This window comes from Saccharopolyspora erythraea NRRL 2338 (genome assembly GCF_000062885.1).
Taxonomy (GTDB): Bacteria; Actinomycetota; Actinomycetes; order Mycobacteriales; family Pseudonocardiaceae; genus Saccharopolyspora_D; species Saccharopolyspora_D erythraea.
Genome location: NC_009142.1, coordinates 4067625 through 4094622 on the forward strand (window position 1 = coordinate 4067625; position 26998 = coordinate 4094622).

The window sequence follows — 26998 nt, forward strand, 5'->3', positions numbered from 1 at the left end:
CCCGGTGTGCCGCCCGACTTCCTCTTACCTGGAAGACACTACGCCCCAGTTCTCTTTCTGGCAAGAGGTTTCCAAGTAAGCGTTGCGGTGTACACTGGACGCGCAGTCCGCACCGCGAGGAGAACGCTCTTGAGCAGCGACGCCACCAGCCCGGCAGCCGCCACCACCACTCCGCGCCCCGACGACGACGAGGTCATCACCTGGTGGGGCCTGGTCATCGAGGGCTACCACGCCACCCAGGACCGGCTGATGGGCGCGATCGCCGACCGCTTCGCCATCACCCCCGCCGCCTTCGACATCCTGCTGCGGCTGGTGCGCTCCCCCGACCACCGCATGCCCATGACCCGGCTGGCGCGCGAGGCCGCGCTCAGCAGCGGCGGCTTCACCAAGGTCGCCGACCGGATGGCCGCCGCCGGACTCCTGCGCCGCGAACCCTGCCCGGCCGACCGCCGCGTCACCTACGCCGCGCTCACCGACCACGGCCGCACCGTCGCCGAGCAGGCCCGCGCCACCGGAGCGCAGGTCCTGCGCGACCGGGTGCTGGCTCCCCTGGGAACCGAGCAGGCCGCCGCCCTGGCCCAGGTGATGCGCACCCTGCGCGAGGCCAACACCGAGCAGTAGACCCGCGCAGAACTTCCCGTTCGGCACCTCGACCGTCCGGGGCCCACCTGGCTCTCACCGGTGGTGACCGCCCGAGTCCGGCCGTGGACATCGCCGTGATCGGCTTCAGGCCGGTCGCCAGTCCGGGTCGCGGCCCGCCATCCCCAGCACCCGCTCCAGCTCCGGCCGGTCACCGGCAACCGGCACGGCCGGGCCGAACAGGCCCTCCCGGGAGGCCTCCTGCCCCGGCGTCGACATCGCGGCGACGAACTCCCCGCACACCCGCAGCAGCTCCGGATCGACGTCGAAAGGCTGCCCGCTGGCGCGGGCCAGGTCCCAGCCGTGCAGCACCAGCTCGTCGACCACCACCTGCCCGGCGATCTCACCGGGCAGGTCGAGACCGCCGGCTCGGGTCATGCCCTCCCAGGCATCGGGCCGGCGCCAGGCCTGCGCCAGCCCTTCCAGGCGCCGCGGGATGCGCTCGCGCCAGTCCGAACCCAGCCTGCTCGCATCCGGCGAGGGCGCCCGGTCGAGCGCTTCGCCGAACTCCTTGCCCGCGGCCAGGGTGAACGCCATCGCCAGGTCGTCGATGTGGCTGAGCAGATCACCCACGGTGTAGTCGCGGCACGGCGTCGGCGCGGACAGCTGCCCGTCGCCGACCGCCCGCACCAGCCCGGCGAGCTGCCGGGTCGCGGGCTGCAGATCAGTCCTGGCCGCCATGTCCCGTCCTCCCCTGCCACCGAACAGACCGCTCCAGCCTGCGGCCACCGCGCCCGGGCGGCAAGGCCGCTGACCGGATGGCAGCCGCTAGCCGACCAGGGTGTGCAGGTGCAGCGCGAGCTGGATCTCCAACGCGCGCTCGGGACACTGCCAGTCCTCGCCCAGCAGCGTCGCGATGCGTTCCATGCGCTGCACCACGGTGTTGACGTGCACGTGCAGCTTGTCCTTGGTGCGGCTGAGGTTTCCACCGCAGGCGAAGTAGGCCGACAGCGTGTCGGCCAGCCGCGTCCCGCGCCGCCGGTCGTAGTCCAGCACCGGGCCGATCGTCGCCCGCACGTAGCCCGCCAGGTCGCTGCGATCGCCCAGCAGCGAGCCGACGAACCCCAGACCCGACATCGCCGCCCCGCGCCCGCCGCGACCCAGCGCCAGCAGCGCCCGCAGGCAGCGCTGCGCCTCGGCGTGGGCGGCCGCCAGCGCGGCGGGCCCCCGCGCCGGACCCGCCGCGCCCACCGTGACCGCGCACCCCAGGGCCGCGCCGAGGTCGGCGGCCAGCCGCTCTCCCAACGCACCCGGGTCGTCACCGGGAACCAGCAGCACCACCTCGTCGGCGTGCACCCCGGCCAGGCTCGCCGTGGGAATCAGCGGCGCGGATGCCGAGGTCAGCCGGCGGCGGCTGGTGCTGTCGGCGTGGGCGACCGCGACCAGGTGCGGCGCCGCCAGATCCACCCCGAGCCGCCTGCCCCGCGCCACCAGACCCGCCGGGTCGCGCTCCGGAGCGGTGAGCAGGTCGGTGATCAGCTCACCGCGCAGCCGGTCCTCGGTCTCGGCCACCGAGCGGCGCAACAACAGCAGCAGCGCGGTGACCAGACTCGCCCGCTCGAACAACCGCTGGTCAGCCGCCGACAACCCCGGGCGGCCGGTCAGGGCGATCCCGCCCAGCGGTTCGGGACCGGCCAGGATCGCGCACACCCACACCCCGTCCCGGCACACCGCGCGGCCGGTGGCGCGGGAGTCGGCCAGCAGCTCCGCCGACGGGGCCAGCGCCTGGCTGCCCGCGCGCGCCAGCTCCACGCCCGCGGCGTCGTGCACGACGATCCCGCCACCGAGGATCGTGCCCAGCGCGGTGGCCACCTGCTGCACGTCACCGCCGCGCAGCACCAGATCGGTCAGCCGGTCGTGGGCGTCCTGGGCGCGGGCCAGCGCGTCGCTGTGGCCGCGGATGAGGTCGTTGGCGCGGTTGAGCTCGGCCAGCGCCCGCTGCGACTCCTCCAGCAGCCGGGCGGTGTCCAGCGCGATCGCGGCGTGGTTGGCCAGCGAGGTCAGCAGCGACACCTCGGCGGCGGAGAACTCCCGCGGCGAGCGGTTGGCGGCGAAGAGCACCCCGATCACCGTGCCGCCCAGTTGCAGCGGCACCCCGAGGATGGCCACCAGACCCTCCTCGCCGACGCCGGTGTCGATCGCGGTGGTGTGGCGGAAACGCGGGTCGTTGGGGTAGTCGGCGGTGGCGTACGGCAGGGCGGTCTGGGCGACCAGCCCGCCCAGGCCCTCGCCCATGCCCAGCCGCAGCTGCTGGAACACCGCCGAGGTCGAACCGTCGGTGACCCGCATGAAGGTCTGCTCGGCCTCCGGGTCGTTGAGCGTGAGGTAGGCGGTGTCGGAATGCAGCAGCGTGCGGGCCCGCCGCACGATCGAGCGCAGCACCGCGTCGGTGTCGCGCAGCAGCGCCAGGTCGTTGGCGGTGTCGAACAGGGCGGTCAGCTCCGCCTCGCGGCGGTGGTGCTGGGAAAGCCTGCCGCGGATGCGAAGCGCGGTCTCCACCGCCTGCTCGACCCCGTCGCACTCGCCCGCCCAGGTCGCGACCTGGGCGATGCGCTCCACCGGAGCACCCGAGTCCAGCAGGTCCAGCAGGTGCGCCATCGCAGAGTCCGCTGTCGTCACGGCGGTCATCGTGTCACGAAACCGCCGGCTCATCGGCCGGTCGCGGCGAGCTCAAGGCCCGGCCCCGCGTCTCGGCGGACGCGGTCAGCGCCACCACCGTCAGCAGCGCTCCCCCTGCCACGTACAGCGAGACCGGCACCGACGAGTCGAAGGCCCCCAGCAGCGCGGTCGCGATCAGCGGCGCCAGGCCCCCGGCCAGGATCGAGGCCAGCTGGTAGCCCACCGACGCACCCGAGTAGCGCACCCGCGTGGAGAACAGCTCCGAGAAGAACGCCGCCTGCGGCCCGTACATCGCCGCGTGCAGCACCAGCGCGACCGTCGTGGCCACGACGATCGCCAGCGGCGAGCGGGTGTCCAGCAGCGCGAAGAACGCGAAGACCCACCCGGCCATGCCCAGCGCCCCCAACGCGTACACGCGGCGGCGGCCGAAGCGGTCCGACAGCGCCCCGAACAGCGGCAGCGCGAAGAACTGCACCAGCGAGCCGATGAGCACCGCGTTGAGCGCGACCTGCTTGGGCAGCTCCAGCGACTGGGTCAGGTACACCAGGATGAAGGAGGTGATGACGTAGTAGGAGATGTTCTCCCCCAGCCGCGCGCCCATCGCGATCAGCACCTGCCGCCACTGGGTGCGCAGCACCTCCACGATCGGCGCGCGTTCGGGCTCGGGCCGGTGGCGGGCGGCCTCGGCGGCGGCCTGGAACGCCGGGGTCTCGGCGATGTTGATGCGGATCCACAACCCGATGAGCACCAGCGCACCGGAGAGCAGGAACGGGATCCGCCAGCCCCACGCCAGGAAGTCGGCCTCCGGCTGCACCGCGGCCAGCAGCGCCAGCACCGCGGTGGCCAGCAGGTTGCCTCCCGGGGCCCCGGCCTGCGGCCAGGCCGCCCAGAACCCGCGGCGGTGGGCGTCGCCGTGTTCGGAGACGATCAGCACCGCCCCGCCCCACTCGCCGCCCAGCGCGAAGCCCTGCACCAGCCGCAGCAGCGTCAGCAGCAGCGGCGCGGCCACCCCGATCGTGGCGTAGGTGGGCAGCAGGCCCATCGCCACCGTCGAGCCGCCCATCAGCAGCAGGCTCAGGACCAGCAGCTTCTTGCGGCCCAACCGGTCGCCGTAATGGCCGAACACCAGGCCGCCGACCGGGCGGGCCACGAAACCGATGGCGAAGGTCGCCAGCGCCAGCAGCGTGCCGGTGACCGGGTCGGCGGCGGGGAAGAACAGCGTGTTGAACACCAGCGCCGCAGCCGAGCCGTAGAGGAAGAAGTCGTACCACTCGATGGTGGTGCCGATGAGGCTGGCGGTGACCACGCGCGCGATCGGCGTGCGCGGCGGGTTCTGCGCCGGGGTGGTGGCGGGGTTATGGGTCATCTCGTGCACCTGTCTGACGAGGGGTGTGGTCAGGAACTGCTCCAGGCCCCGTCCAGGGCCAGGGACGCGCCGGAGACGTAGCCGGAGTGCGGGCCGCACAGCCACCTCACCGCCGCGGCGACCTCGCGGGGATCGATGAGGCGTTTGATCGCCGGGCGGGTCAGCAGCACCTGCTCGACGACGTCTTCGGGGTCGGTGCCGTGCGCGGCGGCCTGGTCGGCGATCTGGTCGCGCACCAGCGCGGTGTCGACGTAGCCGGGGTTGACGCAGTTGCTGGTCACCCCGTGCGCGGCACCTTCCAGGGCGATGGTCTTGCTCAGCCCTTCCAGGCCGTGCTTGGCGGCCACGTAGGCCGACTTGCCGGTGCTGGCGCGAAGCCCGTGGACGCTGGAGACGTTGACCACCCGGCCCCAGCCCCGCCGGTACATGTGCGGCAAGCAGCGGCGGGCCAGCAGGAACGGGGCGGTCACCATCACCTGCTGCATCCGCACGAAGATGTCCGGGTCGAACTCGTGCACCGGCGCGATGTGCTGCATCCCGGCGTTGTTGACCAGCACGTCGACCTCGCGCGGCAGACCGTGCAGCTCGTCAGCCACGGCCAGATCGGCCACGTGGGCGTGCCCGCCGACCTCGGCGGCAACCGCACGGGCGGACTCGCCGTCGCGGTCCACCACGTGCACCACGGCCCCCGCCTCGGCCAGCGCCCGCGCGCAGGCCGCGCCGATCCCCGCACCGCCCCCGGTGACCAGTGCCGTGCGGTCGTCGAGATCCATCGCGTGCGCTCCTCCGCCTCGCTCCACCGACTGTGGCGGTCACGCTAATGTGATCGGCCCGACCGGAATATGTGGCAAACGACCACAAAAACTCGCACCACCATGGCGAATCCGGCCACCGGACGGGGTGCGGCGGTCACCGCGACGACACCCGCACGACACGGGGGGGCGAGGAACAACGGAGCGGAGAACAGCGCTAGGCCTTCGTCGGCCCTGGTGACCGGTGGACGCGGTGTCGATCACTGGCGGCGCTTGAAGTCTTGCTACAGAGAACGCTCCATTTTCTGCGGCATTGCTGATCACGTTCTGCAGGAACGTGCCCGCGGGACTGCGTGAAGCGGCCCTGTTATCCGTGGCAAAGGGAGACGCGGGTGTCCACCGTCGTCGCGCCGCCGACCGACACCGCGATCGACCGGCTGGTGGCGCGGCGCCGGGGTCAGGCGCGCGAGGACGTCGTGCTGGAGACCGTCTACCGGGACGCCGGCACCGCAGTGCCCCGGTTTCGCCTGGGGGGCGGCCCCAGTGGCCGCCCCCCAGGGTGCCTCTGTCGAACAACGCCTTCGGCCCGTCCCCGGTGGTCCAGGCGCGGGTCTCGATCCACTCGCCGCGCTCTCCTTCGCGAATAGGACGGGCAGGCGAGCACCTCACCGGTACCGAACCCGCCTCCCGCCGTCACCGCCGCGGCCACGACCACCTCCGCCGGTCCCGGCAACCTGACCTTCATCGCCGCAAGCCCCGCCGACCTGCGGGCGGTGCTGACCGACTGGGCCTCGGCCAGCACCGAGGTCGCGCGGTTCGTCGCCGACAACGAGCCCGCGCACCCCCGGCACCAGGCCGCCGACTAAGCCGCCGAGGGCCTGTGCGGACGCCCGCTGCCCTGACCCGCTGAGCGGCTCGCACCACGGCGGCACCGCAGATCCCCGGTGTCCCGGTCCACCACAGCGGCCCGCCGTTTCCTGGCGTCGGCGCACATGGTCACCACGCGCACGAGCGCTCTAGCGTGACAACGGCCGGGGCGCTCCGCTCGACGAAAGGGACGCGATGACACCGCATCTCCCCTCGCCCACCGCGCTCGGCCGCCACCGCCGGCTCCTCGCGGCACTGGCCTGCGGACTCGCCCTGGCCGCCGCCCCACCGGCATACGCGGCCACCCCCGCGGCGGCGCAGACCGCAGTGCCGCGCGCCGCGCTGACCCCCGTGCCGTCCTTCGGCGACAACCCCGGCGCCCTGAGCATGTACGCCTACCTGCCCGACGGGCTTCCCGCGGGCGCGCCGCTGGTGGTGCTGCTGCACGGCTGCACCCAGAACGCCGCCGACCACTTCACCCACTCCGGCTGGCAGAAATACGCCGACCAGCACAAGTTCGCGCTGGTGCTGGCCGAACAGCCCGCCGTCAACAACCTGCGCCAGTGCTTCAACTGGTTCGAACCCGCCGACAGCGACCGCGACCGCGGCGAAGCCGCCTCGATCCGCCGGATGGTCGCCCACGCCCACGGCACCTACGGCACCGACCCCGCCCGCACCTACCTCTCCGGGCTGTCGGCCGGCGCCGGCATGGCCGCCAACCTGCTGGCCGACTACCCCGAGGTCTTCGCAGGCGGCGCACTGCACTCCGGACCACCCGCCAAGTGCGCCCGCACCGTCGCCCAGGCCTTCGGCTGCATGAGCAGCGACCAGCGCAAGACACCGCAGCAGTGGGGCGACCTCGTGCGCTCCTCCGCCCCAGGACACACCGGCCCGTGGCCGAAGGTCGCGATCTGGCAGGGCACCGCCGACACCACCGTCGCCCCGGTCAACGCCACCGAACTGCGCGACCAGTGGACCAACGTCCACGGCCTGTCCCAGACCCCGACCGAGACCACCACACTGCCCGCAGGCACCACCCGCCGCACCTACGCCGACGCCCACGGCAGCACCCTGGTCGCCGAGTACTCCATCGCGGGCATGGGACACGGCCTGCCCGTCGACCCCGGCAGCGGCGACGACCAGTGCGGCACCACCGCCACCTACTACCTCGACACCCTCTGCTCGACCCACCACACGGCCCGCTTCTGGGGCCTGACGCCCTGACCCGCGCAAGCGCACGACAAGGGTGGTCCCCAGGCGAGATCCCCGCCCGGGGACCACCCCGGTCCGCTCACCTAGACGCGGTCGGCGGCGATGAGCAGGTACTGGAAGCTGCCGCTGGTGTAGGCCTCGATGAAGGTCTCCTCGATGCCCGTCGCCAGCGGGGACTTGGCGCGCAGGCGCCAGTACGGCACGGTCGCCTCGGTCAGGTCCACCACCGCGCACGGCACCAGCCGGTTGGCCGCCATCGCCCGGAAGTAGCCCGAACGCGGGTGGATGTCGCAGATGTAGTGCGCGTTTATCGTGGAGACCGCGCGGGAAGGCAACCCGTAGACGTCGTTGTAGCAGCCGGTGATCGTCACGTACCGGCCGCCGCGCGCCAGCAGCCGCGAGTGCTCGGCGAACAGGTCGTGCAGGTCGACGTACATGGTGGACTCGTTGTTCCAGATCGCCCGCATGCTCGCGGTGTCGAACCCGGTGTCGAGCATGTTGAGCTGGTGGAAGGCGACCTTGTCGGCCACACCGCGCTCGCGGGCCTGGGCGTTGGCGAAATCGACCTGCTTGCGCGAGAGCGACACCCCCTCCACGCTGCAACCGAACCGCTCGTGGGCCATGAACGACGAGCCGCCCCGTCCGCACCCGGCGTCCATGATCCGGTGCTCCGGCTCGACGCCACCCAGGTGGTCGAGCAGGAACTCGGCCTGCCACGTCTCCAGCCGGTGCAGCTCCCGGGTGGTGCGCTCGTGGGAGGTCGCGGCATCCCCCTCGACCACCGACCAGTCGGGCTCACCGATGCCGTAGTGGTGGTGGAAGTAGCCGTCGACCTCGCCGAGCTCCAGGTTGACCGGATTGGCCTCCTGGTTCCAGTACTCGGCGATGCTGCCCTGGTAGACGCTGGCGGCGGTCCCGTTCTCGTGGATCGACTTGGTCATGGTCGTTGATCCCTTCATGCGCGGTGGCGTGCGGTGGTGAAGTGCCAGTGGCGGCTGCCCGCCAGCCACGACCACAGGCCCGTCAGATAGCGGCTCAGAGCCGGGTCGGCCAGCGCGGACGCGGCGTGTCCGGTGGCCTCCTCCAGGGCCTGGATCAGCTCGTTGTGGATCTCGCAGGCCCTGACGAACGCCTCGTCCAGGGCGATGCGCTCCTCGGCGGCGATCACCGCGGGCAGGTTGAACGGCAGGCCGTGCTCGCGGATCTCCCGCTCGCAGGAGGCCAGGTCGTTGTAGAGGGTGGCGATCAGCGTCGCCCGCGCGGTGCAGTCCTGCACCAGCGGGTGGGCGTAGAGCTGCGGCGCCAGCTCGTAGCCGTCGAGGGCGTCGGTGAGGTTGAGGCACGGGCGGAACGAGTTCATCTGCCGGTTGGCCAGGTACTGCCACACCGGCGGCAGCCGGTTGAGCAACCGCCACCCGTTCTCGGCGTTGTAGCCCAGGTAGAGCTGGGCGATGTCGTGGCGGACGCGCTGGGCCTGCGCCGGGCTGCTGATCCGCTCGAGGTCGCCGAACGCCTCGTGCTGGGCCCGCAGCACCGGATGGTCGTCGCGGCACTTGTTCCACAACGCCTGCAGATCCGGGGTCAGGCGCGGCGCGTCGATCGCCGACTGCGCCAGCGACAGGTTCGGCCCGATCGTCTGGTCGTTGGCGTCGCGGCGGCTGTTGGTCTCGCAGAAGTAGTCGTCCACCGCCGTCTCGGCCACGATCATCTTGCCCGCGGCCGTCATCCGCTCCACGTCCTGGCTACCGGGATGGCACAACGTGATGCCGCGACCCGGGTCGTGCTTGTAGACCCCGGCGACGTTGTCCTCACCGCCCAGGCCGAGCCCCTGCATCCACACCACCACGCGGCGGTTGATCTCGGCGGCGACCTCGGGGCGCTCGGGCGGTGGCGGCGGGCAGTACAGCACCGTCGTCCTCTCACCCACCCCCGGCGGAGTGCACGCGCTGGTCCCGCGCACCCCACCGGTGTGCTGCTGCTGCGAGGGAACCGGTGTCTCGTGGCCGATCAGCTCGATCATGACGCCTCCCGCCCGATCTCCACGTGCTCCAGCAACCCGACCGCATCCGGCACCAACGGAGCGACGCTGTAGTAGGCGGTCACCAGGTAGCGCAGGATCGCCTGCTCGATGATGCCCATGAACCGCACGTTCAGACCGGGCTGCACCTCATCGGGCAGCGCGGCCGGCCGCAGACCCACCACGCCCTGCTTGTCCTCACCGCGGCGCATCGCGATGATCGAGGTCGTGTTGTGGTCGCTGATGCCGATCTTGCCCAGCGGATACACCGGCACACCCCGCCACGTCAGCGCCCGGGAACCGTCGTCGGTCCGCCCCGCGTCCACGACCAGCCCGCGCCGGTTGCACTCGCGCAGGAAAGCCGTGATCGCCTTCGGATGCGCGAAGAACGCATCGGTCGAGCGGCGCATCGACAGCAGGTCGTCCATGTCGTCAGGCGTCGGCGGCCCACTGCGAGTGCAGATCCGCTGGTCGTAGGAGGTGTTGTGCAGCAACCCGAACTCGCGGTTGTGCACCAGCTCGTGCTCCTGGGTCTCGCGGATCTCCTCCACCGTCAGCCGCAGCTGCTCCTCGACCTGGTCCATCGGGTCGTTGTAGAGATCGGCGACGCGGGTGTGCACCCGCAGGATCGTCTGGGTCAGCGACAGCTCGTACTCGCGCGGCTCGAGCTCGTAGTCGACGAACGTCCCCGGCACCACCGCCTCGCCCTCATGACCCGCCGACAGCGCGATCTCGGCCTCGCCCCGCCGGTTCTGCGGCAGCGCACGGCGCCGCGCGAAGTCCTCCAGATGCGCGCGCAGACCCGGCGCCTCGTCCAGAAGCCCCCGCAGCGCGTCCCAGTCCAGCACCATCACCGTGCCCGCCGTGGAGCAGCGCAGGGTCGCCGACCAACTCGGGTCCTCGACTCCCACGGCCTCGTCTCCGACCTGGTCGCCGTCGGTGATCACCCCCAGGTGGTCGACGGTGCCGTACTTCCCGGTCACCAGGCGTTCGATCCGGCCGTGCGCGACGACGAAGACCTCCCGGACCGGATCGCCCTCCCTGGCCAGGACCTGCCCGGGCGTGACCTGGCGGGCCGTGAACAACCCCGCCAGCCGCTCCAGCACTTCGGTGTCGCTGTAGCCCCGCAGGGCCGACAACTCCGTGAGCGTGCCCGGGATGATGACGACATCGGCGCCGTGCTGGAGGAACGACACCCGCCCCCGGCCCACCTTGATCTGCAGGCGCCGGTTCACCCGGTACGTGCCACTGGTGACATCGACCCACGGCAACCGCCTGAGCAGGTTGCGGGAACTGATGGACTGCATCTGCGGCGGCGTCTTCGTCGTGGTCGCCAGCAGACGAGCCGCTTGGGTTCGCAGGGACGACAACGGTTCGGCAGCGGGTGACGATGGCACGTCACGAACCTCCCGGTCGGTGGACTTGCTGGTGTGCGGTGGGCTTGTCAGGGGTCCAGCAGCCGCTCGGCGGTCCGGGAACGCGATCGCGACACCGGCCTCCCGCGTCTGCTCACGCCATGTGCGACCACGCCGGCGGGGAAGGACCGGCCGAGGATCGGCGGCGCGGGCACCCGCTGCCCGCTGCCGACGCGGGTGCCCCGCCGCCGACACCGCGGCCACGGCCCTCGGGCCGGCGGCCACGACCGTGCCCCCGGTCGGCGCCTGCGTTCTCCGGCGCCTTCCGGCACATCCCGCGGACGTCGCATTTCCCGGCGTGGTTTCGGCAGTTCCGACGCGGGTGCCGTGTAGCGGATACCGGATCAGCGGAGGCGACCTGCCGCTGCATGAGCATGGCGTGTTTCCTCGTCCGTTCGCAGGATGTCGATCAGTCCGGTGCAGGAGTCTATGAGCCGACTTTTGCCGCCAATACAGATAAAAGAGTGGCCGCCACAGGCGAGTGAACCGTCACCCGGACCGCAGCACCCGGACCGCGCCCGTGTTCCAACGCGCGACCGACGACGATTTCCCGATCGATTTCGGCGATTCTGAGAATTGTCACCGATCCGGAGATTCAGGATCAGCGAACGTGATCTTGCGCCACAGAAATGATCCGCGTCCGGCCGTCCGCGTGCGGGACATGACCCCCTCGCCGTACGGGCGCAGGCCGCACGATGCCCGATGTGGGCACAGCGGTGGCTGTCACGAGTGGTTGAACCGTCACCCGAACAGTCGCGTCCAGAAGGGTGGCACTCGCCGCGCTCACAGCGCCGAGCGCGCCATGGCCAGGTGAGGCGGCTACCGGACGGCGTAGGTGAGCTGCACCATGCCGTTGCTGAACCGGCGCTCGCGCGTCAGGGAGAGAGCGGTTCGAAACCCGTCCGGCAGAACCGGTGTCCCCGCCCCGACGACGACGGGACAGATCAGCAGCTCGATCACATCGACGAGCCCGAGCCGAAGCGCACTGCGGGCCAAGGTCGGGCCCTCCACCGTCAAGTCCCCGGACGCCTCGGCCCGGGCTCTTTCGACCGCCTCGGCCGTCAGTTCTCGCTCCAGCCGCGTGCGCTTCGTCCACACCTCGGGCAGGCCGGCCGAGAATACGATCTTGTGAGCGGCCTGCCACGTGGCCGCGAACGCCGCCGACTCGGGCGACTGAGCAGCGACCGCCGGATCGGTCTCCCACCCCGCCATCGCCTCATACATCCGCCGCCCGTAGAGGTACGTGCTCACCTCGCCGGCGTCGGCGTTGAGTGCGGCGATGACCTCCTCGTCGGGGACCGCCCAGGAGTAGTCGCCCTGCGCGTCGGTGTTGTAGCCGTCGAGAGACGACGCGACCGAGTAGATGACGCGACGCATGGAACCGCCCTTCCTGCCGGGTTCGGATGAGACCACTGCACACCACCTGACCGACTGGGACTTCCTACAGCGAGCGAAGCGCCGAGCGGGCGGCGTTGAAACCGCACATGCCGTGCACCCCGGCACCGGGCGGGGTCGCCGCCGAACACAGGTACACCCCCGGCACACCGGTGCGGTAGGGATCCCACGCCACCCGCGGCCGCAACACCGCCTGCACCGGGGTGTTGGCGCCCATGATGATGTCGCCGCCCGCGTAGTTGGGGTTGTAGCGGGCCATCTCCGCCGTCGAACGCGAACGCACCGCCACCACCCGCTCCCGCAGTCCCGGCGCGAACCGCTCCAGCTGCTCCAGCACCACCGGAGTGGCGTCACCGGGATAGCCGTGGGGCACGTGGGCGTAGGTCCACACCGGATGCAGGTCACCGCGGGAGCGGCCGGGATCGGCCAGGTACTGCTGGGCCACCAGCACGACCGGCCGCGCCGGCATGCGTCCCCGCACGACCTCCCGCTCGGCGTGGGCGACCTCCTCCAGCGTCCCTCCCACGTGGACGAACCCGGCGCGCCGGCAGTGCTCGTTGCGCCACGGCACCCCGCCCTCCACGACCAGGTCCACCTTGAACGCCCCCGGAGCACGCCGGAACCGCTCGTAGGCGCGCCGCACCCGCACCGGCAACCGGTCCCCGGCCAGCTCCACGGCCGCCTGCGGTGACACGTCCAGCAGCACCGCCTCCGCCGCGGGCAGCTCCGCCAGCGACCGCACCCGCACCCCCGTCTCGATCCGGCCGCCGTGCGCACGCAGCATCCGCGCCAGCGCACCCGTCACCGCCCCCGACCCGCCCTCGGCCACCGGCCACCCGTAGCGGTGCCCGGCCGCGGTCATCATCACCCCGATCGCCGCCGACACCGGCGAGTGCAGCGGGCGGAACGCGTGCGCCGCGGTCCCGGCGAACAGGGCCCGCGCCTGCGCGGTGCGCCAGCGGCGCGCGAGCACCGTCGCCGGTTGCACCGCACGCAGCCCGAACCGCGCCAACGCCACCGGATGCGCGGGAAGGTGGGTCACCGGGCGCATGATCTCGGCGGCCACCGCGTCGAAATCCGCCGCCAGCGGCTCGAACAGCGCCCGCCAGCTGCCGCCGTCGGCACCCAGCAGCGCGGCGGTGTCGGCGACCGAACGCAGCATCACCCCCGCGCTGCCGTCATCGAGCGGATGCGCCAGGTCGACCTCCGGCCACCGCCACCGCAGCCCGTACCGCTCCAGCGGCAGCATCCGCAGGAACGGCGAGCCCACCCCCGTCGGGTGCGCGGCCGAGCAGTGGTCGTGCACCACCCCGGGCACGTCGAGCTCACCGGAGCGGGCACCGCCCCCGATCTCCCCGGCCGCTTCCAGCACCGTCACCGACACACCCCGCAGCGCCAGTGCCACCGCGGCGGCCAGCCCGTTGGGACCGGAGCCGACCACGACCGCCTCGCTCATCCGCCGATCACCCCGCCCGTCGTCATGCCCATCCCCGCAGTACTACCCGCCCGGCACGCCCGCACCGCGGTCCGCCGCGGGTGAAAACCGCGTGCCCGCACCGGCTCGCGGTGCTGCAATGAACCACCATGAACCCACCGCAGGACAGCACCGCCGAGGCCGGACCGGCGGCCAGGATGGAGCACAACCTCGCCGAGCACGCCTGCCACCTGCACCGCCACCTACCGGGCGCCACCGTCACCGACACCGGTGACCTGATCGTCGCCGACAGCGGCCTGCACGACGACACCTTCAACATCGTCGCCGCCGCCCGGCTCACCCCCGCCACCGCCGCGACCAGGGTCGCCGAGACCGTGCGGAAGCTGACCGCCACCGCACGCCCGTTCTCCTGGTGGGTGGGCCCCGCCTCGACACCACCGCAACTGCCCGCACACCTGCGCGACGCGGGACTGTCTCCATCGGAGACCGAGACCGGTATGTGGGCCCACCTCGACCACACGCCACCGCTCACGCACATCGAGGGCCTGCGCATCCGCCAGGTCGGCACCCGCGCGGAACTCGCCGACTACGCCGCCGTCCTGGCGGCCAACTGGGACCCGCCCGCGGCCACCGTCACCCGCTTCTACGCCGACGCCGCCGACGCGGCACTCGCGCCCGGCTGCCCCGCCCGCTACCTGGTCGGCTACGTGGCCGGAATCCCTGTCTGCGCAGCCGAGGTGTTCCTGCACGCCGGAGTCGCCGGCCTCTACAACATCGCCACCCTCGCCGCCCAGCGCCGCCGCGGCTACGGCGCAGCCATCACCCTGGCCGCCCTGCACACCGCCCGCGACGCCGGCCACCGCACGGCGGTCCTGCAGGCTTCCGCCGACGGCGAGCGCGTCTACCGGCGTCTGGGCTTCCGCGCCGGCGGCCGGTTCACCGAATACGCCATCAACCGTTTACGAAACGTGTGAAAATGTCTCGTGAGTCGGCGCCTTGCGGTGCCGGCGTTGGCCCGCACCATGGGGTGCGGGTCTTCCCGTGGCGGTACCCGCTGCCCGCATGGTGCGGGTCTGACATGGGTTTCCATCGGGCTCGTTTTCCGTCGCCCACCAACTGTGGGAGGACGCCTCAACGAGGTTCGCGAGGTTTCGGGCTGCGTTGAGGTCACGATCCATGCTCGTTCCGCAGGAGGAGCAGGCGAAAACACGGTCGGACAGGCGTAGCTTGGCTTTCACCACACCACAGCCCGAACACGTTTTTGAGCTGGGATACCACCGGTCCGCGATATGCACGCGCACCCCGGCCCAGGCGGCTTTGTACTCGATCTGGCGCCGCAGCTCGGCCATGCCGACACCCGCGACATGCCGGGCCAGCCTGCGGTTTGTGACCATGCCGGAGACGTTGAGGTCTTCCAACACGATCGCACCGTAGGTGCGCACCAGCCGGGTGGTGAGCTTGTGCAGTCCGTCGCGGCGGGCGTTGGCCACGTCGGCGTGCAGCTTCCTGATCCGGGCTTGGGTTTTGCTCCATCGATTCGATGCCTTCTGCCCGTGACGCCGGTCCGGGCCTTGACGTCGAGACGCCTGCCGTTGCAAGCGGCGCAGCTCCCGCTGGGCGACTTCGAGGTGTCTCGGGTTGGCGATCACCTCGCCGGTGGACAGCACCGCGAGGGACTTGATCCCGAGATCCACGCCCAGCGTCGTGCCCGGCCGGGTGGGGGTGGAGTCGTTGCGGGTGATCTCCACCGAGAAGGACACGAACCAGCGTCGCGCCCGATACGACACGGTCGCCGAACGGATCCGGGCGGTGCCTTTCTCGACGCGCCGCGCGAGTGTGCGGGTGGATTCGTGCGTGCGGACCACCCCGATGCGAGGCAGCCGCACATGGCGCCGGTCCTGGTCGACGAGACCGAAGCTGCCGGTGGTGAACCGGCACGACAACCCGGCTCGCTTGCCTTTGAACCGAGGAAACCCCAGCCGACGACCCTGACGCCTGCCGACACGGGAATCACGCCAGTTCTTCAACGCACTCGCGAGGTTGGCCAGCCCGGACGAGTACGCCTCCTTGGAGTTCTCGGCCCACCATGGCGCCACTTCATGTTTGGCCTGGTTCCAGTCCTTCCGCAACCCATACGCCGACCAGCCCACCAGCGGCGTCAACTCGTCACCGCCCATGCCGTAGGACGCTTCGGCCTCCCGCTGGGACAAGTTCGCCTTGATCTTGCCGAGTCCCCAATTGAATGCGAACCGCTGCGAACCACAATGCGACCGCAACGCAGACTCCTGCCCAGGATTGGGGTCGAGCGCGAACCGGTACGCCTGCAACACCGTGCTCATCACCGGCAACAGTATCGCCGGGCACCGACAATCCCAGGCGCCCCCACCAACCCAGCACATTCCTCCACACTTCGACAAATTCCACCGAACAGTCCGGAACCCCTGAGCTCCGCTCACGGGCGCCAGCGCTTGGCGTATCCGGGCCGGTCGGCATAGGGCAGACCCAGCAGCGCGCGCGTCGCGCAGCCGCGTTCGTCCTCCGGCGGGAACGCGTCGCCGACCTGGTCGCACGGCCCCGCCCCGGACCCGCACCACTGGTGCGCCCGCAGCAGCCGCGTCTTGAGCTCGCACTCCCGGAAGCCCCGGATGACGCTGACGTAGCAGCCGCGCTCGCTGCCGGCCTCGGCGTCCTCGCGGACCCAGCGCAGCAACTCGAGGTCGATGTCGATCTGCCGCCGCAGGAAGTCGGCGAATCGGTCCATGGGTCCCCATGCCCCTCACAACCATCGCAGTGCCGGATGTCTCCGCCAGTGGGACCCGGCCGCACCGCGGGCATGACGCCGTTTGATCGCATTGCAGCCGCGGCCATGGGGAGACCGCCGGCGCTCAGCCGTGGGCGTGCCCCGGTTCGTGGGTCCAGCCCAGCACGCGACGCGCCTTGGAGCAGTCGTAGAACCCGTCGCGCCCGGCCATCTCGGCGCGGATCGGCACCTGCGGGTAGTGCTCGGCGGCCAGCTCCCGCGACTCGACGTCCACCGCGGTGTCGGGGGCCACGATGTTGAACACCTCGTGGCCCCGCCAGTCGGCCCGCAACGCCAGCAGGAACGCCTGCGCGATGGCGTCCAGCCGCACATAGCCCCACAGGTGGTTGACCGCGATCGGATCGCCCGGATCGGACACGCGGGCGGCGTCGCGGTCGGGCACCGCGCCGTGGATGCGCAGGCTCGACACCGTCAGCTGCGCGTAGCGGCGGGCGAAGGAGTCGGCCTGGGCCTCGGCGATCCACTTCGACAGGCTGTAGGGGTCCTCGTTGTAGGTCGGATGCGCCTCGTCGACCGGGAAGTAGTCGTAGCGGGCGCGCCGCGAGAACGCCCCGCCCACCGCGTTGATGCTCGAGGCCTGGCACACCTTCCAGATCCCGGCCTGCACCGCCGCCGACAGCGCGTTGAAACCCGCCGTGACGTTGGTGTTGTGCACGACGTGCCCCGCGTCGTGCCACGGCGAGGGAACCGCGGCCAGGTGCGCAAGACCCCGGCAACCCTCCAGCGCGTCCCGCACCGCGTCGAAGTCGGTGACATCGGCGGCCACCGCCTCCACCCCCGCCCGGGCCTGCGGCAGCGAGCGGTCGATGGCCACCACCTCGTGCCCGTCGTGCACCAGCGCATCCACCACGACCCGGCCGATCCGGCCGTTCGCGCCGGTCACCGCAACCCTCACGTCCGCCTCCGTCGATGATCGCCCGTGCTCACAGTAGCGCCGGGCCCCGACCAGCTCCTCGCCGCCGACGCGTGATCAAGCAACCATCCGTTGGCGCTTTTTCGCCAACTATTTACTTCCGCGGGCCTGGTACCTGCACGCTCTTGTTCCTAGGTTCGCCCCGACCCCGAACGTGATCAACCTGGCCGCATTGGAGAACTCCATGTCGATTCGCCGCTCGCCGCTGGCACGCCGCTCGTTCCTCGTCGGCGGACTCACCGTCACCGCCGTCGGTACCCTCGGCCTCCCCGCACACGGCGCGCCGTTCAGGCCGGCCGCACCGTCGATCGCCGGCTGCGACGAGTGGGGCGCGCGCGAGCCCACCAGCGCGATCGACGTCCTGGACAGCAAGCCCACCAAGATCATCGTCCACCACACCGCCTCGGCCAACGTCGACGACACCTCCCAGGCCCAGGCGTTCGCCCTGTCCCGGGCCATCCAGGACCACCACATGGACGGCAACGGCTGGAAGGACACCGGCCAGAACTTCACCAACAGCCGCGGCGGCTGGCTCACCGAAGGCAGGCACAAGAGCCTGTCGGTGCTCACCGCCGGAGAGCAGCACGTGCTCGGCGCCCACGCCGGCGACCAGAACTCGGTGTCGCTGGGCATCGAGAACGAGGGCACCTACACCAGCACCGACGTCCCGGCCAAGCTGTGGACCTCGCTGGTGGAGCTGTGCACCTACATGATCGCCCAGTACGGCATCAGCGCCAGCGCGATCTACGGCCACCGCGACTTCATGTCCACCGAATGCCCGGGCGAAGTGCTCTACGGGCGCTTACCCGAACTGCGCGAAGCCGTCGGCGCCGCCGTCGGGCAACACGTCGTGCACCCGGTGACCTGGTTGCTGCTCAAGCCCGGCGCCACCGGCCCCGCCGTCACCGCCACCCAGTACCTTCTGCGCGCCCAGGGTGCCACCGACGTACCCGTCGACGGCGTCTACGGCCCCCAGACCCAGACGGCCACCGCGCAGTTCCTGCGCGACCACCACTTCGAGACCGCCACCTGCTACGCCACCCGCATCGAGGAACCCAGCCTGTTCGGCGGCACCGCCTGGACCGCGCTGGCACCGGTGCTCTCCGGCGACGGGCAGGGCGACGCCGTCCGCGCCCTGCAAACCCTGCTCACCTCGCGCGGGCACTACGTGCCCGCCGACGCCCACTACGCGGGCCGCACCGCCACCGCGGTCAGCGACTTCCAGGCCGCCAACGGCCTGCAGCCCACCGGCGTCGCCGACCACGAGGTGTGGAAGCGCCTCCTGCGCTGAGGTAGCGCTACCGGGCGGTCGTACCAGCTTCCATGCTGTGCGACCGCCCGTTTTTGCAGTGCTGGCAACGGTTCCCGCCTTGGGCTGGATGCTCGGCGGCAGCGGGCGCGGCGGCGCGACAGCGGCGGCCGGGGCGTGGTGATGATGATCAACCGACTCACCACGGGGACATCGACATGACAGACCCAGATCCCACCGTCCGCGGCCAGCAACTCGGCGAGGAACTGCGCACCCTGCGCGAGACCAACGCCCTCAGCCTCGCCGACGCCGCCGAACGCATCGACGCCTCGGCCGGCAAGCTCAGCCGCTTCGCGAAACCGGCCGCCGCACCCTGCCCGCCGAGGACATCGCCTCACTGCTCGCCGTCTACGGCGTGAAAGGCCCCCGACGGCGCGAACTCCTCGTGCTCGCGCGAGAAGCCGAACGCCGCGGCTGGTGGCAGCGCAACCACCCCGATTTCGCCCAAAGACAACGCACCCTCATCGCCCTGGAAGCCAGAGCGCAACGGATCATCAACTTCGAGACGACCGTGGTGCCGGGCCTGCTGCAGACGGGCGAGTACACACGAGCGCTCATGACCGAGTCGCAGGCCGTGCCGCCCGAGGCGGTCGAGCAGCACATGATCACACGCCTGAACCGCCACAAGGTGCTGCTGCGCGAGCGCCCGCCGAAGCTGCACGTCCTCATCCACGAATCGGCGCTGCACCAAATGGTCGGCGGACGTGACGTCCTGCGACGCCAGCTGGAGCATCTGCTGGAATGCTCGGCGAAGCACAACATCAGCATCCGGGTGGTGGCCAACACCGGAGGCCACGTCGGCGCCAGCGGCGCGTTCACCCTGCTCCAGCAACACGAAGGCCCCGGCGTGGTGTTCCTGGAGAACCTGACCTCGAGCCTGTTCGTCGAGGAACGACACGAGGTCGACGTCTACCGCGATGCGCTCAGGAACCTGGCAGCCCGAGCCCTGGGTGAGGGACAATCAGCCGAGCTGATCGCCGAGCTGGCACGACGTCTGGACACGGAAGCGAGCCGGGAATGAGACAGACCGAGCAGTCCGCCCTCACCTGGCGCAAGAGCAGCCGCAGCGGCCCCTCCGAGAACTGCGTCGAAGTCGGGTTCGCTCCGGGAACGGTTGCCGTCCGGGACTCCAAGGACCCGAACGGCCCCGTCCTCCGCCTCACCCCCGCCGTGTTCGGCGCGTTCCTGCGCTCCCTGGGCTGACCTCGCCCGCTGTCAGGGCAGCAGCAGGGTTTTGCCGATGACGCTGCGGGATTCGATGGCCGCGTGGGCCTCGGCGGCCTGCTCCAGCGGGTAGGTCTGGCCGATGGTCGGGGTCAGGCGTCCCGCCGCCGCTTCGGCCAGGGCCCGCTGGACGCGGTCGCGCATCCCGGTGCGCAGGCAGAACAGTTGCTCCAGCCCGAGCACGGTGACGCCGCGCCGCCGCGCTTCGCCGTCGGCGAGGGCGGTGACCGCGCCGCTGGCCGCGCCGTGGATGGAGAACCGGCCGCCTGGTGCGAGGCATTCGAAGGCCGCGCGGCCGATCGCACCGCCCACGCCGTCGAAGACCAGCGTCGGAGGCGTGTCGCGCAGCCGGTCGGTCCAGTCCGGCTCGGAGTAGTCCACCACGACCTCCGCCCCGAGCCCGCGCACCACGTCGAGCTTGCGCTCGCCGCGTGCCGCACCGATGACGCGCGCTCCCGCCGCGCGGGCCAACTGCACCAGCAGGCTGCCCAGGCCACCCGCCGCGGCCTCCACCAGCACCCATTCGCCCGCCCGGATCCCGGCGTTGTCGAACAGCCCGAGCGCGGTGCTGCCGTCGTGCAGCAGCGCCGCCGCCTCGGGCAGGCCCAGCCCGTCGGGCACCGACAGCAGGTCCTCCACCGCGGCCGGCGCCTGCTCGGCGTAGCCGCCGTTGTCGTCGACGGTCTCGGTGACCACCCGCTTGCCCCGCCACGCCGGGGCCACACCCCCACCGGTGGCCATCACCCGCCCGGCGATGGCGTTGCCCGGTACGTAGGGCGCCTCCGGCAGCGGCGGCCCCGGAGACTCGCCCCGGCGGATCTGGGTCTCCACGAAGGTGATCGAGACGGCCTCCACCGCCACCACCACCTGTCCGGGCCCGGCCACCGGTGCCTCGGCCCGCCCCGCCACCAGCACGTCCGGACCCCCGAATCCGCTCGCCCACACCACGCGCATGTCCATCGCCTCCACGACCGCCTCCCGCGTCCAGCCGACGGTAGGACCTCCAGCGCACTGGAGATCAAGCCCGGATCTGCGCAGGCGGTGGCCGACCCGGGCGGCTACCGTGCGGGCATGAGTGCGGTTCGGATCGATCTGGACATGCTCACCGACTTCTTCGCCGACTACGGCCAGGCGCTCAGCGGCGGCGACCCGACGGCCATCGCGAGCTGCTACCGGGTCCCGGCGCTGGTGCTCTCCGACGCCGGCAGCGTGGCCATCTCGGCGGCCGAGGAGATCGAGGCCTACTTCGACGGTTCCGCCGAACAGCACCGCGCCCGCGGCCTGGTCACCGCCCGGCCGTCGGTGCGCGGGCACTGGCCGCTGACCGGGCAGCTGGTGACCGTCGACGTCGTGTGGTCCTACCTCGATGCCGACGGCGCCGTGAAGCAGCGCGAGGCCTACCGCTACCTCCTGCGCGTCACCGAGGACGAGGGGCCGCTGATCCAGGTCGTCGTCGTCACCGATCCCGCCTGGTGAACCTCAGCGTCACGATCTCGAACGGCCGCAGCCGCAGTTCCAGCGCGTCGGTGGCGCCCGATGGCTCCTCCACCGGACGTTCCAGCAGGTCGGTGCGGGTCACCGAGTCCGCGGCGAACGTCGTCGACAGCCGCGCCCTGGCCCGCCCGCCCCGCGACTCGTAGAGGCGGACCACCACGTCACCGCTGCGGTCGTCGGCCAGCTTGACCGACTCCACGACCACCGCGTCGTCGTCGACCTCCACCAGCGGCTCCACGGTGCGGGTGCCGGGCAAGGTCCGCTCGGGCAGGTTGCGGCGGTAGCCCTCGCGCACCGCGTCGGCGATGTCGGCGCCGACGACGAGGCTGTAGTGCAGGCGGTGCACGCCGTGGTCGGTGTCGGGGTCGGGGAACCGCGGCGCGCGCAGCAGCGACAGCCGGACCGTGGTGGTCGTGCCGCCGTCGGGCCGGGTGTCGCGGGTGACGTCGTGGCCGTAGGTGGAGTCGTTGGTCACCGCGTGGCCGTAGCCGGGCTCGCCGACGTGGATCCAGCGGTGGGCGCAGATCTCGAACTTCGCCGCGTCCCAGGAGGTGTTGGTGTGGGTGGGGCGGTGCACGTGGCCGAACTGGATCTCCGATGCCGACCGGTCGGCGTGCACGTCCAGCGGGAAGGCGACCTTGAGCAGCTTCTCCGACTCGTGCCAGTCGACCTCGGTGTCGACGTCGACCCGCCGCACCCCCGCGGCCAGGCTGATCCGCTGGGTGATCGTGGAGCAGCCGACGCTGCGGCGGATGACCACGCCGGTGTCGTCGAGGTCGATGGTGTCGAACTCGGTGAGGTCGCGGACCTGGTGGCGGTAGAACTCGTCGATGTCCCAGGCGTCCCACTCGTTGGGGTGGTCGGCGTGCAGTTGCAGCAGGTTGCCCGCCGCCCCCGGCGCCAGCGCCTCGCGCTCGGCGGTGCTGTCGTGCACCGAGGTCAGCAGGCCCCGGTGGTCGATGCTGGCGTGCACCAGGCCGTTGTCGAGCAGGATCGTGCCGTCGGGCTGGCGCGCCACCGTGGGCGCGGCGCCTTCCTGCGCGGGTCCGGCGGCCATGGCAGGCACGCCGTTGCGGGCGTGCGGTGCGGCGTTGAAGGTGATCTGCTGCGCCCCGGCGGGGCCGGCCAGCACGCGTTGCGCGGCGCCGATGATCTCCTCCAGCTCCACCGCCACCCGCCGGTAGGCCGCCTCGGCCTCGCGGTGCACCCAGGCGATCGACGAGCCCGGCAGGATGTCGTGGAACTGGTGCAGCAGCACCGTCTTCCACAGCCGGTCCAGGTCCTCGTGGGGGTAGTCGTGCCCGGCGGCCACCGCGGCCGTGGCGCACCACAGCTCGGCCTCCCGCAGCAGGTGCTCGCTGCGCCGGTTGCCCTGCTTGGTGCGGGCCTGGGAGGTGTAGGTGCCGCGGTGGAACTCCAGGTACAGCTCGCCCGACCACACCGCGGGGGCCCGGTGGTCGGCGTGGGCGGCCTCGAAGAACGCCTGCGGGGACTCCAGGCGGACCTTCGGCGAGCCCTCCAGGTCGGCGGTGCGGTAGGCGCGCGCCAGCATCTCGCGGGTGGGCCCGCCGCCGCCGTCGCCGTGACCGAAGGGCACCAGGGAGCGGGTGGCGAAGCCGTGCTCGGCGAAGTTGCGCGCCGCGTGGGCCAGCTCGCCGCCGGAGAGCTCGGAGTTGTAGGTGTCGACGGGCGGGAAGTGGGTGAACACCCGGGTGCCGTCGATGCCCTCCCACCAGAAGGTGTGGTGCGGAAACTTGTTGGTCTGGCTCCAGGAGATCTTTTGGGTCAGGAACCACCGCGATCCTGACGCCACCACCAGCTGGGGCAGGGCGGCGCTGTAGCCGAAGGAGTCGGGCAGCCACACCTCCTGGGTGTCGATGCCGAACTCCTCCAGGTAGAAGCGCTTGCCGTGCACGAACTGCCGGGCCATCGCCTCCGAGCCGGGCATGTTGGTGTCGGACTCCACCCACATCCCGCCGACCGGCACGAACTGGCCGCCGCGCACGTGCTCGCGGACCCGTTCGAACAGCGCGGGGTGGTGGCGCTTGACCCAGTCCAGCTGCTGGGCCTGCGACATCGCGAAGCGGAACTCGGGGTGCTCGGGCATCAGGGCGGTGACGTTGGCGACGGTGCGCGCGACCTTGCGCACCGTCTCGCGCAGCGGCCACAGCCAAGCCGAGTCGATGTGGGCGTGGCCGACCGCCGAGAGCACGTGGGCGCTGGCGTGCGCCGGCCGGGCGAGCACCTCGGCGAGCTGGGAGCGGGCCGCCGCGGCGCTGCCGGGCACGTCGTGCAGGTCCAGGGCGTCGAGCATGCGTTCCAGGGCGCGCAGGATCTCGTGGCGGCGGGGGCTGTCGGTGGGCAGCTCGCGCATGAGCTGGTCGAGGACCTCGGTGTCCTGCACCAGGTTCCACACCGTCTGGTCCAGCACCGCCAGATCGGCGCGCTCCAACCGGTACAGCGGGTCGGGTCCGGCGGTGGCCGGGTCGCCCAGCGGGGTGGGCCGGAAGCCCTCGGGGCACAGGATCAGCGGGTTGGCGGCGGCCTCGACGAACCAGGTGCGCCGCTGCCCGGCGGCGTCGGGGCCCACGGGGATGAAGGTGTTGCGCGGGTTGAGCCCTTTCACCGGCCGGCCGTCGGGCAGGTAGACGAGTCCCTCGGACTGGAACCCGGCGCGGTCGTCGTCGAAACCGAGGTCGACCACGGCCTCCACGGCCAGACCCGCCCACTGCTCGGGGACGGTGGCGCTGATGCGGAACCAGCTGGTGCCCCAGGCCGGACCCCACCGGTCGCCGATCGCGGCGGGGTCGTAGTCGGCGGCCAGCGCTTCCTCCACCGGCACCGGTTCGCCCGGCACGTGCCACACCGCGACCTCGCACGGGGTGCTCGCGGTGTGCAGGGCCGGCCGCAGGCGTTCGGCGAGCACGCGTTCCAGTCGCTTTTCGACAATGCTGCGGTCGTCGTGCATGGGCACTCCCGTGGTCGCGCTGAGAGCTCGCACGCTGCCAGGCGGGGCCGTGGCGATCAACTCCCGCCGCCGGTGCGGTTGCCGGGACATGCACCCCACCGCATGCTGGGTTCTCCGGCGAAACCCGCAGGGAGGTCGACGATGGGCACATGCGAAGTCTGCGGCAACGACTACTGGATGACCTTCGAGATTCACACCGTTGGCGGCGGTGTGCACACCTTCGACAGCTTCGAGTGCGCCGCACAGCGCCTGGCGCCGCAGTGCGAGCACTGCGGGTGCCGCATCCTCGGGCACGGGGTGGAGGCCAGCGGCCGCTTCTTCTGCTGCGCCCACTGCGCGCGGCAGTCGGACATGTCGATGGCCGGGGAGCTGCGCGACACCGTCGGCGCGCACCCGAGCTGACGGCGGTGGCGTCCCCGGTGTGATCGCACCGCAGTTCCGGGGATGTCTCGATCCAAATACGATCCAGGTCACACATTGGTCTTTCCGGCCCCTACCGCAGGGCTGTTCGGCGGGGTGCGCATTCATCCGGCGCGCCCCGCCTTCTGCTGCGTTCAGCGCACTGTTTCAGCGAGGCAACCTCTTCCGATCTTCCGTTATATTTTCGTTACCTTTGGCCTGAAATACAGCGCCTACCAGTGGCGATGATGCGGGTGAGACCCTTCAACACCGGCGGGGCCAGCGGTCACGGGACCAAGACCCCTTAAGGCGGACGGTGGATCTCGAATTGGACCAATATGACGCAAGTGGAGGGCGCCGCAATGGCAGGTCTGGTTCGTTGGCTGGGAAGCATGGCACGTGAGATGGAGCGGGCCCGCATGGTGATGCGGAACCCGGGATCGGCTGCCACCCAGAGCCGCGCGCAGGGCTGAAACACAGGCTCTGCTCTCTCAGCGCCTCCCGGTGGGGAGATGCCCGCGTGCGAGGGCAAGCTGAGCGTGGTCAACCGTCGGGTCGCGGCACGGGGATTCCGCGCCGCCAACGCCGTGGTCCCACAACGGGGTTCGCCTCGCAGAAGTTCCCTTCCCCGAGCGGAAGGGCGTCACGTGCACAGTGCCGTGACCACGTTTCGTGGTCACGGCACTGTCGTGTTTCGGGCCGCCACGTGTGGGTGACAGGCGGCCCGCGCCGGTTGGTTACCCGCCGAGTGCGTCGCGGTGGCGGCCCGCGTTCTGGACGTACTGCTGGGCCGAGACGCGCAGCCCCGCGCGTTCGTCGTCGGTGAGCTCGCGGCGCACCTTGCCCGGGGTGCCGGCCACCAGGCTTCCCGGCGGGACCTCGGCGCCTTCCAGCAGCACGGTCCCGGCGGCCACCAGCGACCCCTCGCCGACCTTCGAGCCGTTGAGCAGCACCGCGCCCATCCCGATCAGCGCGTGGTCGCCGACGGTGCAGCCGTGCAGCACCGCCCGGTGACCCACGGTGACGCCGCTGCCCACGGTGGTGGGAAAGCCCGGGTCGGCGTGCACGACGCAGCCGTCCTGGACGTTGGTGTCGGCGCCGATGGTGATCCACTCGGTGTCACCGCGCAGCACGGTGGCGTACCAGACGCTGGCGCCGGCGACGAGCCGGACGCGCCCGATGAGGCTGGCGCCCGGCGCGGCCCAGGCGCCGGGGTCGATCTCGGGCTCGTGCCCGTCGATGGCCAGGGTGAAGATCTGCTGGGTCATCGTGTCTCCTGGTTCTCGCGTTGCCGCCGCAGCCACTGCAGCGCCACCTCGGTGTGGCCTTCCACTTCGGACTCGATGCCCTCCAGGAAGCTGCGGTCGCCGTGGCTGCCCAGTTCCCGCAGCACCGTATCCGGGTCCCCGGTGCGCACCGCCTCCAGCAGCTGCCGGTGGCGGGCGATGTCCTCGCTCAGGGTCTCGGTGGGCTGGCGGGCCCGCCGGTTGAGCGCCATGGCCAGCATCATCTGCAGCTGCAGCGACCGGTAGGCGTCCTCCAGCCGCCGGTGGCCGGAGAGCCCGACGATCGAGACGTGGAACTCGAAGGCGCACTCGGCGTAGCGGGGTTCGTCGCCGGCGTCGGCGGCCTCGCCCATCGCCCGCAGCGCCTCGCTGCAGCGCCGCAGCCTGGCCTGCTCGCGCACCGGCACGCCCAGGCGCACCGCCAGCCGCTCGAACTCCGCGCGCAGCGTGAAGATCTCGTAGATGTCGTGCAGCGTCAGCGGCGTGACGATGACGCCCTTGCGGGGAACCTGGCGCACCAGACCCTCGCGCTCCAGCGTCCGCAGCGCCTCCCGCAGCGGCGGGCGGCTGATGCCCAGCTCGTGGGTGAGGCGGTTCTCCACGATCCGCTGACCGCAGAGCAGCTCACCGCCGACGATCATGCGGCGCAGGGTGGCCGCGGCCAGGTCCACCAGGCTCGGCGGGCCGACGATGCTGGGGGCGCGCACGCCGCTTGCGGTGCTGTCGTCCGAAGATCCGCTCACCATCGCAGTGTCCTCTCCCGTGCACGTGCTCCACGGCGGTTTCCGGCGGATCACGCCGCGCCCCCCGGTGCTCCGCCTGGAGCAACCTTGGCAGAAAAGCTGTTCACGTTCGGCTGACTGCTGT

General features: G+C 71.6%; 25 protein-coding genes. 9 read left to right on the forward strand and 16 right to left on the reverse strand.

What is annotated here, in order from left to right:
* Positions 1–129: 129 nt before the first annotated feature.
* Positions 130–621, forward strand: a complete 492-nt coding sequence (locus SACE_RS18005; protein ID WP_009946803.1) for a MarR family winged helix-turn-helix transcriptional regulator — start codon at positions 130–132, stop codon at positions 619–621.
* Between the two features lie 105 nt (positions 622–726).
* Here SACE_RS18005 and SACE_RS18010 read toward each other — a convergent pair whose 3' ends face one another.
* The 4 genes from SACE_RS18010 to SACE_RS18025 all read right to left on the reverse strand — a co-directional run bounded on the left by SACE_RS18010 (position 727) and on the right by SACE_RS18025 (position 5397).
* Complete coding sequence (locus SACE_RS18010) at positions 727–1320, reverse strand: TIGR03086 family metal-binding protein (RefSeq protein ID WP_009946802.1); 594 nt, start codon at positions 1318–1320, stop codon at positions 727–729.
* An 87-nt stretch (positions 1321–1407) separates the two neighbouring features.
* Complete coding sequence (locus tag SACE_RS18015) at positions 1408–3267, reverse strand: helix-turn-helix domain-containing protein (RefSeq protein ID WP_044547423.1); 1860 nt, start codon at positions 3265–3267, stop codon at positions 1408–1410.
* Between the two features lie 4 nt (positions 3268–3271).
* A complete protein-coding gene (locus SACE_RS18020) occupies positions 3272–4624 on the reverse strand; it encodes an MFS transporter (RefSeq protein ID WP_011874124.1) in 1353 nt (450 codons plus the stop codon).
* A 29-nt stretch (positions 4625–4653) separates the two neighbouring features.
* Positions 4654–5397 (reverse strand): SDR family NAD(P)-dependent oxidoreductase, encoded by a 744-nt coding sequence (locus tag SACE_RS18025; RefSeq protein ID WP_009948572.1) that lies wholly within the window; start codon positions 5395–5397, stop codon positions 4654–4656.
* Between the two features lie 1041 nt (positions 5398–6438).
* Between SACE_RS18025 and SACE_RS18030 the strand changes: the two genes are divergently transcribed.
* The gene (locus SACE_RS18030; RefSeq protein ID WP_009948570.1) at positions 6439–7467 is read left to right on the forward strand and encodes an extracellular catalytic domain type 1 short-chain-length polyhydroxyalkanoate depolymerase; all 1029 of its coding nucleotides are present in this window, start codon (positions 6439–6441) and stop codon (positions 7465–7467) included.
* Between the two features lie 71 nt (positions 7468–7538).
* Here SACE_RS18030 and SACE_RS18035 read toward each other — a convergent pair whose 3' ends face one another.
* From SACE_RS18035 to SACE_RS18055, 5 genes are all read right to left on the reverse strand, one after another.
* Positions 7539–8396, reverse strand: a complete 858-nt coding sequence (locus tag SACE_RS18035; protein ID WP_009948569.1) for a geranyl diphosphate 2-C-methyltransferase — start codon at positions 8394–8396, stop codon at positions 7539–7541.
* A 14-nt stretch (positions 8397–8410) separates the two neighbouring features.
* A complete protein-coding gene (locus SACE_RS18040) occupies positions 8411–9475 on the reverse strand; it encodes a family 2 encapsulin nanocompartment cargo protein terpene cyclase (RefSeq protein WP_011874125.1) in 1065 nt (354 codons plus the stop codon).
* A complete protein-coding gene (locus SACE_RS18045) occupies positions 9472–10869 on the reverse strand; it encodes a family 2B encapsulin nanocompartment shell protein (RefSeq protein WP_044547426.1) in 1398 nt (465 codons plus the stop codon). Before SACE_RS18045 ends, SACE_RS18040 begins: the two co-directional genes overlap by 4 nt.
* A gap of 837 nt (positions 10870–11706) precedes the next feature.
* Complete coding sequence (locus tag SACE_RS18050; protein ID WP_009948562.1) at positions 11707–12300, reverse strand: dihydrofolate reductase family protein; 594 nt, start codon at positions 12298–12300, stop codon at positions 11707–11709.
* Positions 12301–12328: 28 nt separating this feature from the next.
* The gene (locus SACE_RS18055; protein WP_011874127.1) at positions 12329–13738 is read right to left on the reverse strand and encodes a phytoene desaturase family protein; all 1410 of its coding nucleotides are present in this window, start codon (positions 13736–13738) and stop codon (positions 12329–12331) included.
* 128 nt (positions 13739–13866) lie between these two features.
* Between SACE_RS18055 and SACE_RS18060 the strand changes: the two genes are divergently transcribed.
* Positions 13867–14691: a GNAT family N-acetyltransferase gene (locus tag SACE_RS18060; RefSeq protein WP_009948561.1), complete on the forward strand. Its 825-nt coding sequence runs from the start codon at positions 13867–13869 to the stop codon at positions 14689–14691.
* On the opposite strand, the gene tnpB is transcribed toward SACE_RS18060, so the two are convergent.
* From tnpB to SACE_RS18075, 3 genes are all read right to left on the reverse strand, one after another.
* Complete coding sequence (gene tnpB / locus SACE_RS18065) at positions 14677–16056, reverse strand: IS607 family element RNA-guided endonuclease TnpB (RefSeq protein ID WP_011874128.1); 1380 nt, start codon at positions 16054–16056, stop codon at positions 14677–14679. The two genes, SACE_RS18060 and tnpB, sit on opposite strands and share 15 nt — an antisense overlap.
* Positions 16057–16169: 113 nt before the next feature.
* Complete coding sequence (locus tag SACE_RS18070; RefSeq protein ID WP_009948557.1) at positions 16170–16478, reverse strand: DUF6221 family protein; 309 nt, start codon at positions 16476–16478, stop codon at positions 16170–16172.
* A gap of 124 nt (positions 16479–16602) precedes the next feature.
* A complete protein-coding gene (locus SACE_RS18075; protein ID WP_231850024.1) occupies positions 16603–17433 on the reverse strand; it encodes an NAD-dependent epimerase/dehydratase family protein in 831 nt (276 codons plus the stop codon).
* Positions 17434–17635: 202 nt separating this feature from the next.
* On the opposite strand from SACE_RS18075, the gene SACE_RS18080 reads away from it, so the two are divergent.
* The 4 genes from SACE_RS18080 (at position 17636) to SACE_RS18090 (ending at position 19963) form a co-directional block, all read left to right on the forward strand.
* Positions 17636–18742, forward strand: coding sequence for a peptidoglycan recognition protein family protein (locus SACE_RS18080; protein ID WP_011874129.1), 1107 nt, complete (start codon positions 17636–17638; stop codon positions 18740–18742).
* A 176-nt stretch (positions 18743–18918) separates the two neighbouring features.
* Positions 18919–19119, forward strand: a complete 201-nt coding sequence (locus SACE_RS39320; RefSeq protein WP_011874130.1) for a helix-turn-helix domain-containing protein — start codon at positions 18919–18921, stop codon at positions 19117–19119.
* Positions 19116–19781, forward strand: coding sequence for a DUF5753 domain-containing protein (locus tag SACE_RS18085; protein ID WP_231850025.1), 666 nt, complete (start codon positions 19116–19118; stop codon positions 19779–19781). Before SACE_RS39320 ends, SACE_RS18085 begins: the two co-directional genes overlap by 4 nt.
* Positions 19778–19963 carry a DUF397 domain-containing protein gene (locus SACE_RS18090; protein ID WP_009948551.1) on the forward strand — a complete coding sequence of 62 codons (186 nt, stop codon included), beginning with the start codon at positions 19778–19780 and terminating at the stop codon, positions 19961–19963. Before SACE_RS18085 ends, SACE_RS18090 begins: the two co-directional genes overlap by 4 nt.
* A 12-nt stretch (positions 19964–19975) precedes the next feature.
* Here the strand turns inward: SACE_RS18090 and SACE_RS18095 are convergent, their stop codons facing one another.
* Positions 19976–20944: a zinc-binding dehydrogenase gene (locus tag SACE_RS18095; RefSeq protein WP_009948550.1), complete on the reverse strand. Its 969-nt coding sequence runs from the start codon at positions 20942–20944 to the stop codon at positions 19976–19978.
* A gap of 111 nt (positions 20945–21055) precedes the next feature.
* On the opposite strand from SACE_RS18095, the gene SACE_RS18100 reads away from it, so the two are divergent.
* Positions 21056–21460: a hypothetical protein gene (locus SACE_RS18100; RefSeq protein WP_011874133.1), complete on the forward strand. Its 405-nt coding sequence runs from the start codon at positions 21056–21058 to the stop codon at positions 21458–21460.
* Here the strand turns inward: SACE_RS18100 and SACE_RS18105 are convergent.
* A complete protein-coding gene (locus tag SACE_RS18105) occupies positions 21441–24446 on the reverse strand; it encodes an alpha-mannosidase (protein WP_009948547.1) in 3006 nt (1001 codons plus the stop codon). The two genes, SACE_RS18100 and SACE_RS18105, sit on opposite strands and share 20 nt — an antisense overlap.
* A 141-nt stretch (positions 24447–24587) precedes the next feature.
* On the opposite strand from SACE_RS18105, the gene SACE_RS18110 reads away from it, so the two are divergent.
* Positions 24588–24848: a hypothetical protein gene (locus SACE_RS18110; RefSeq protein WP_009948546.1), complete on the forward strand. Its 261-nt coding sequence runs from the start codon at positions 24588–24590 to the stop codon at positions 24846–24848.
* Positions 24849–25582: 734 nt separating this feature from the next.
* Here SACE_RS18110 and SACE_RS18115 read toward each other — a convergent pair.
* Together SACE_RS18115 and SACE_RS18120 are read right to left on the reverse strand one after the other, a co-directional pair.
* Positions 25583–26113, reverse strand: a complete 531-nt coding sequence (locus SACE_RS18115; RefSeq protein WP_009948545.1) for a gamma carbonic anhydrase family protein — start codon at positions 26111–26113, stop codon at positions 25583–25585.
* Positions 26110–26877, reverse strand: a complete 768-nt coding sequence (locus tag SACE_RS18120) for a GntR family transcriptional regulator (protein WP_009948544.1) — start codon at positions 26875–26877, stop codon at positions 26110–26112. The genes SACE_RS18115 and SACE_RS18120 overlap by 4 nt, the downstream gene beginning before the upstream one ends.
* Positions 26878–26998: the final 121 nt, after the last annotated feature.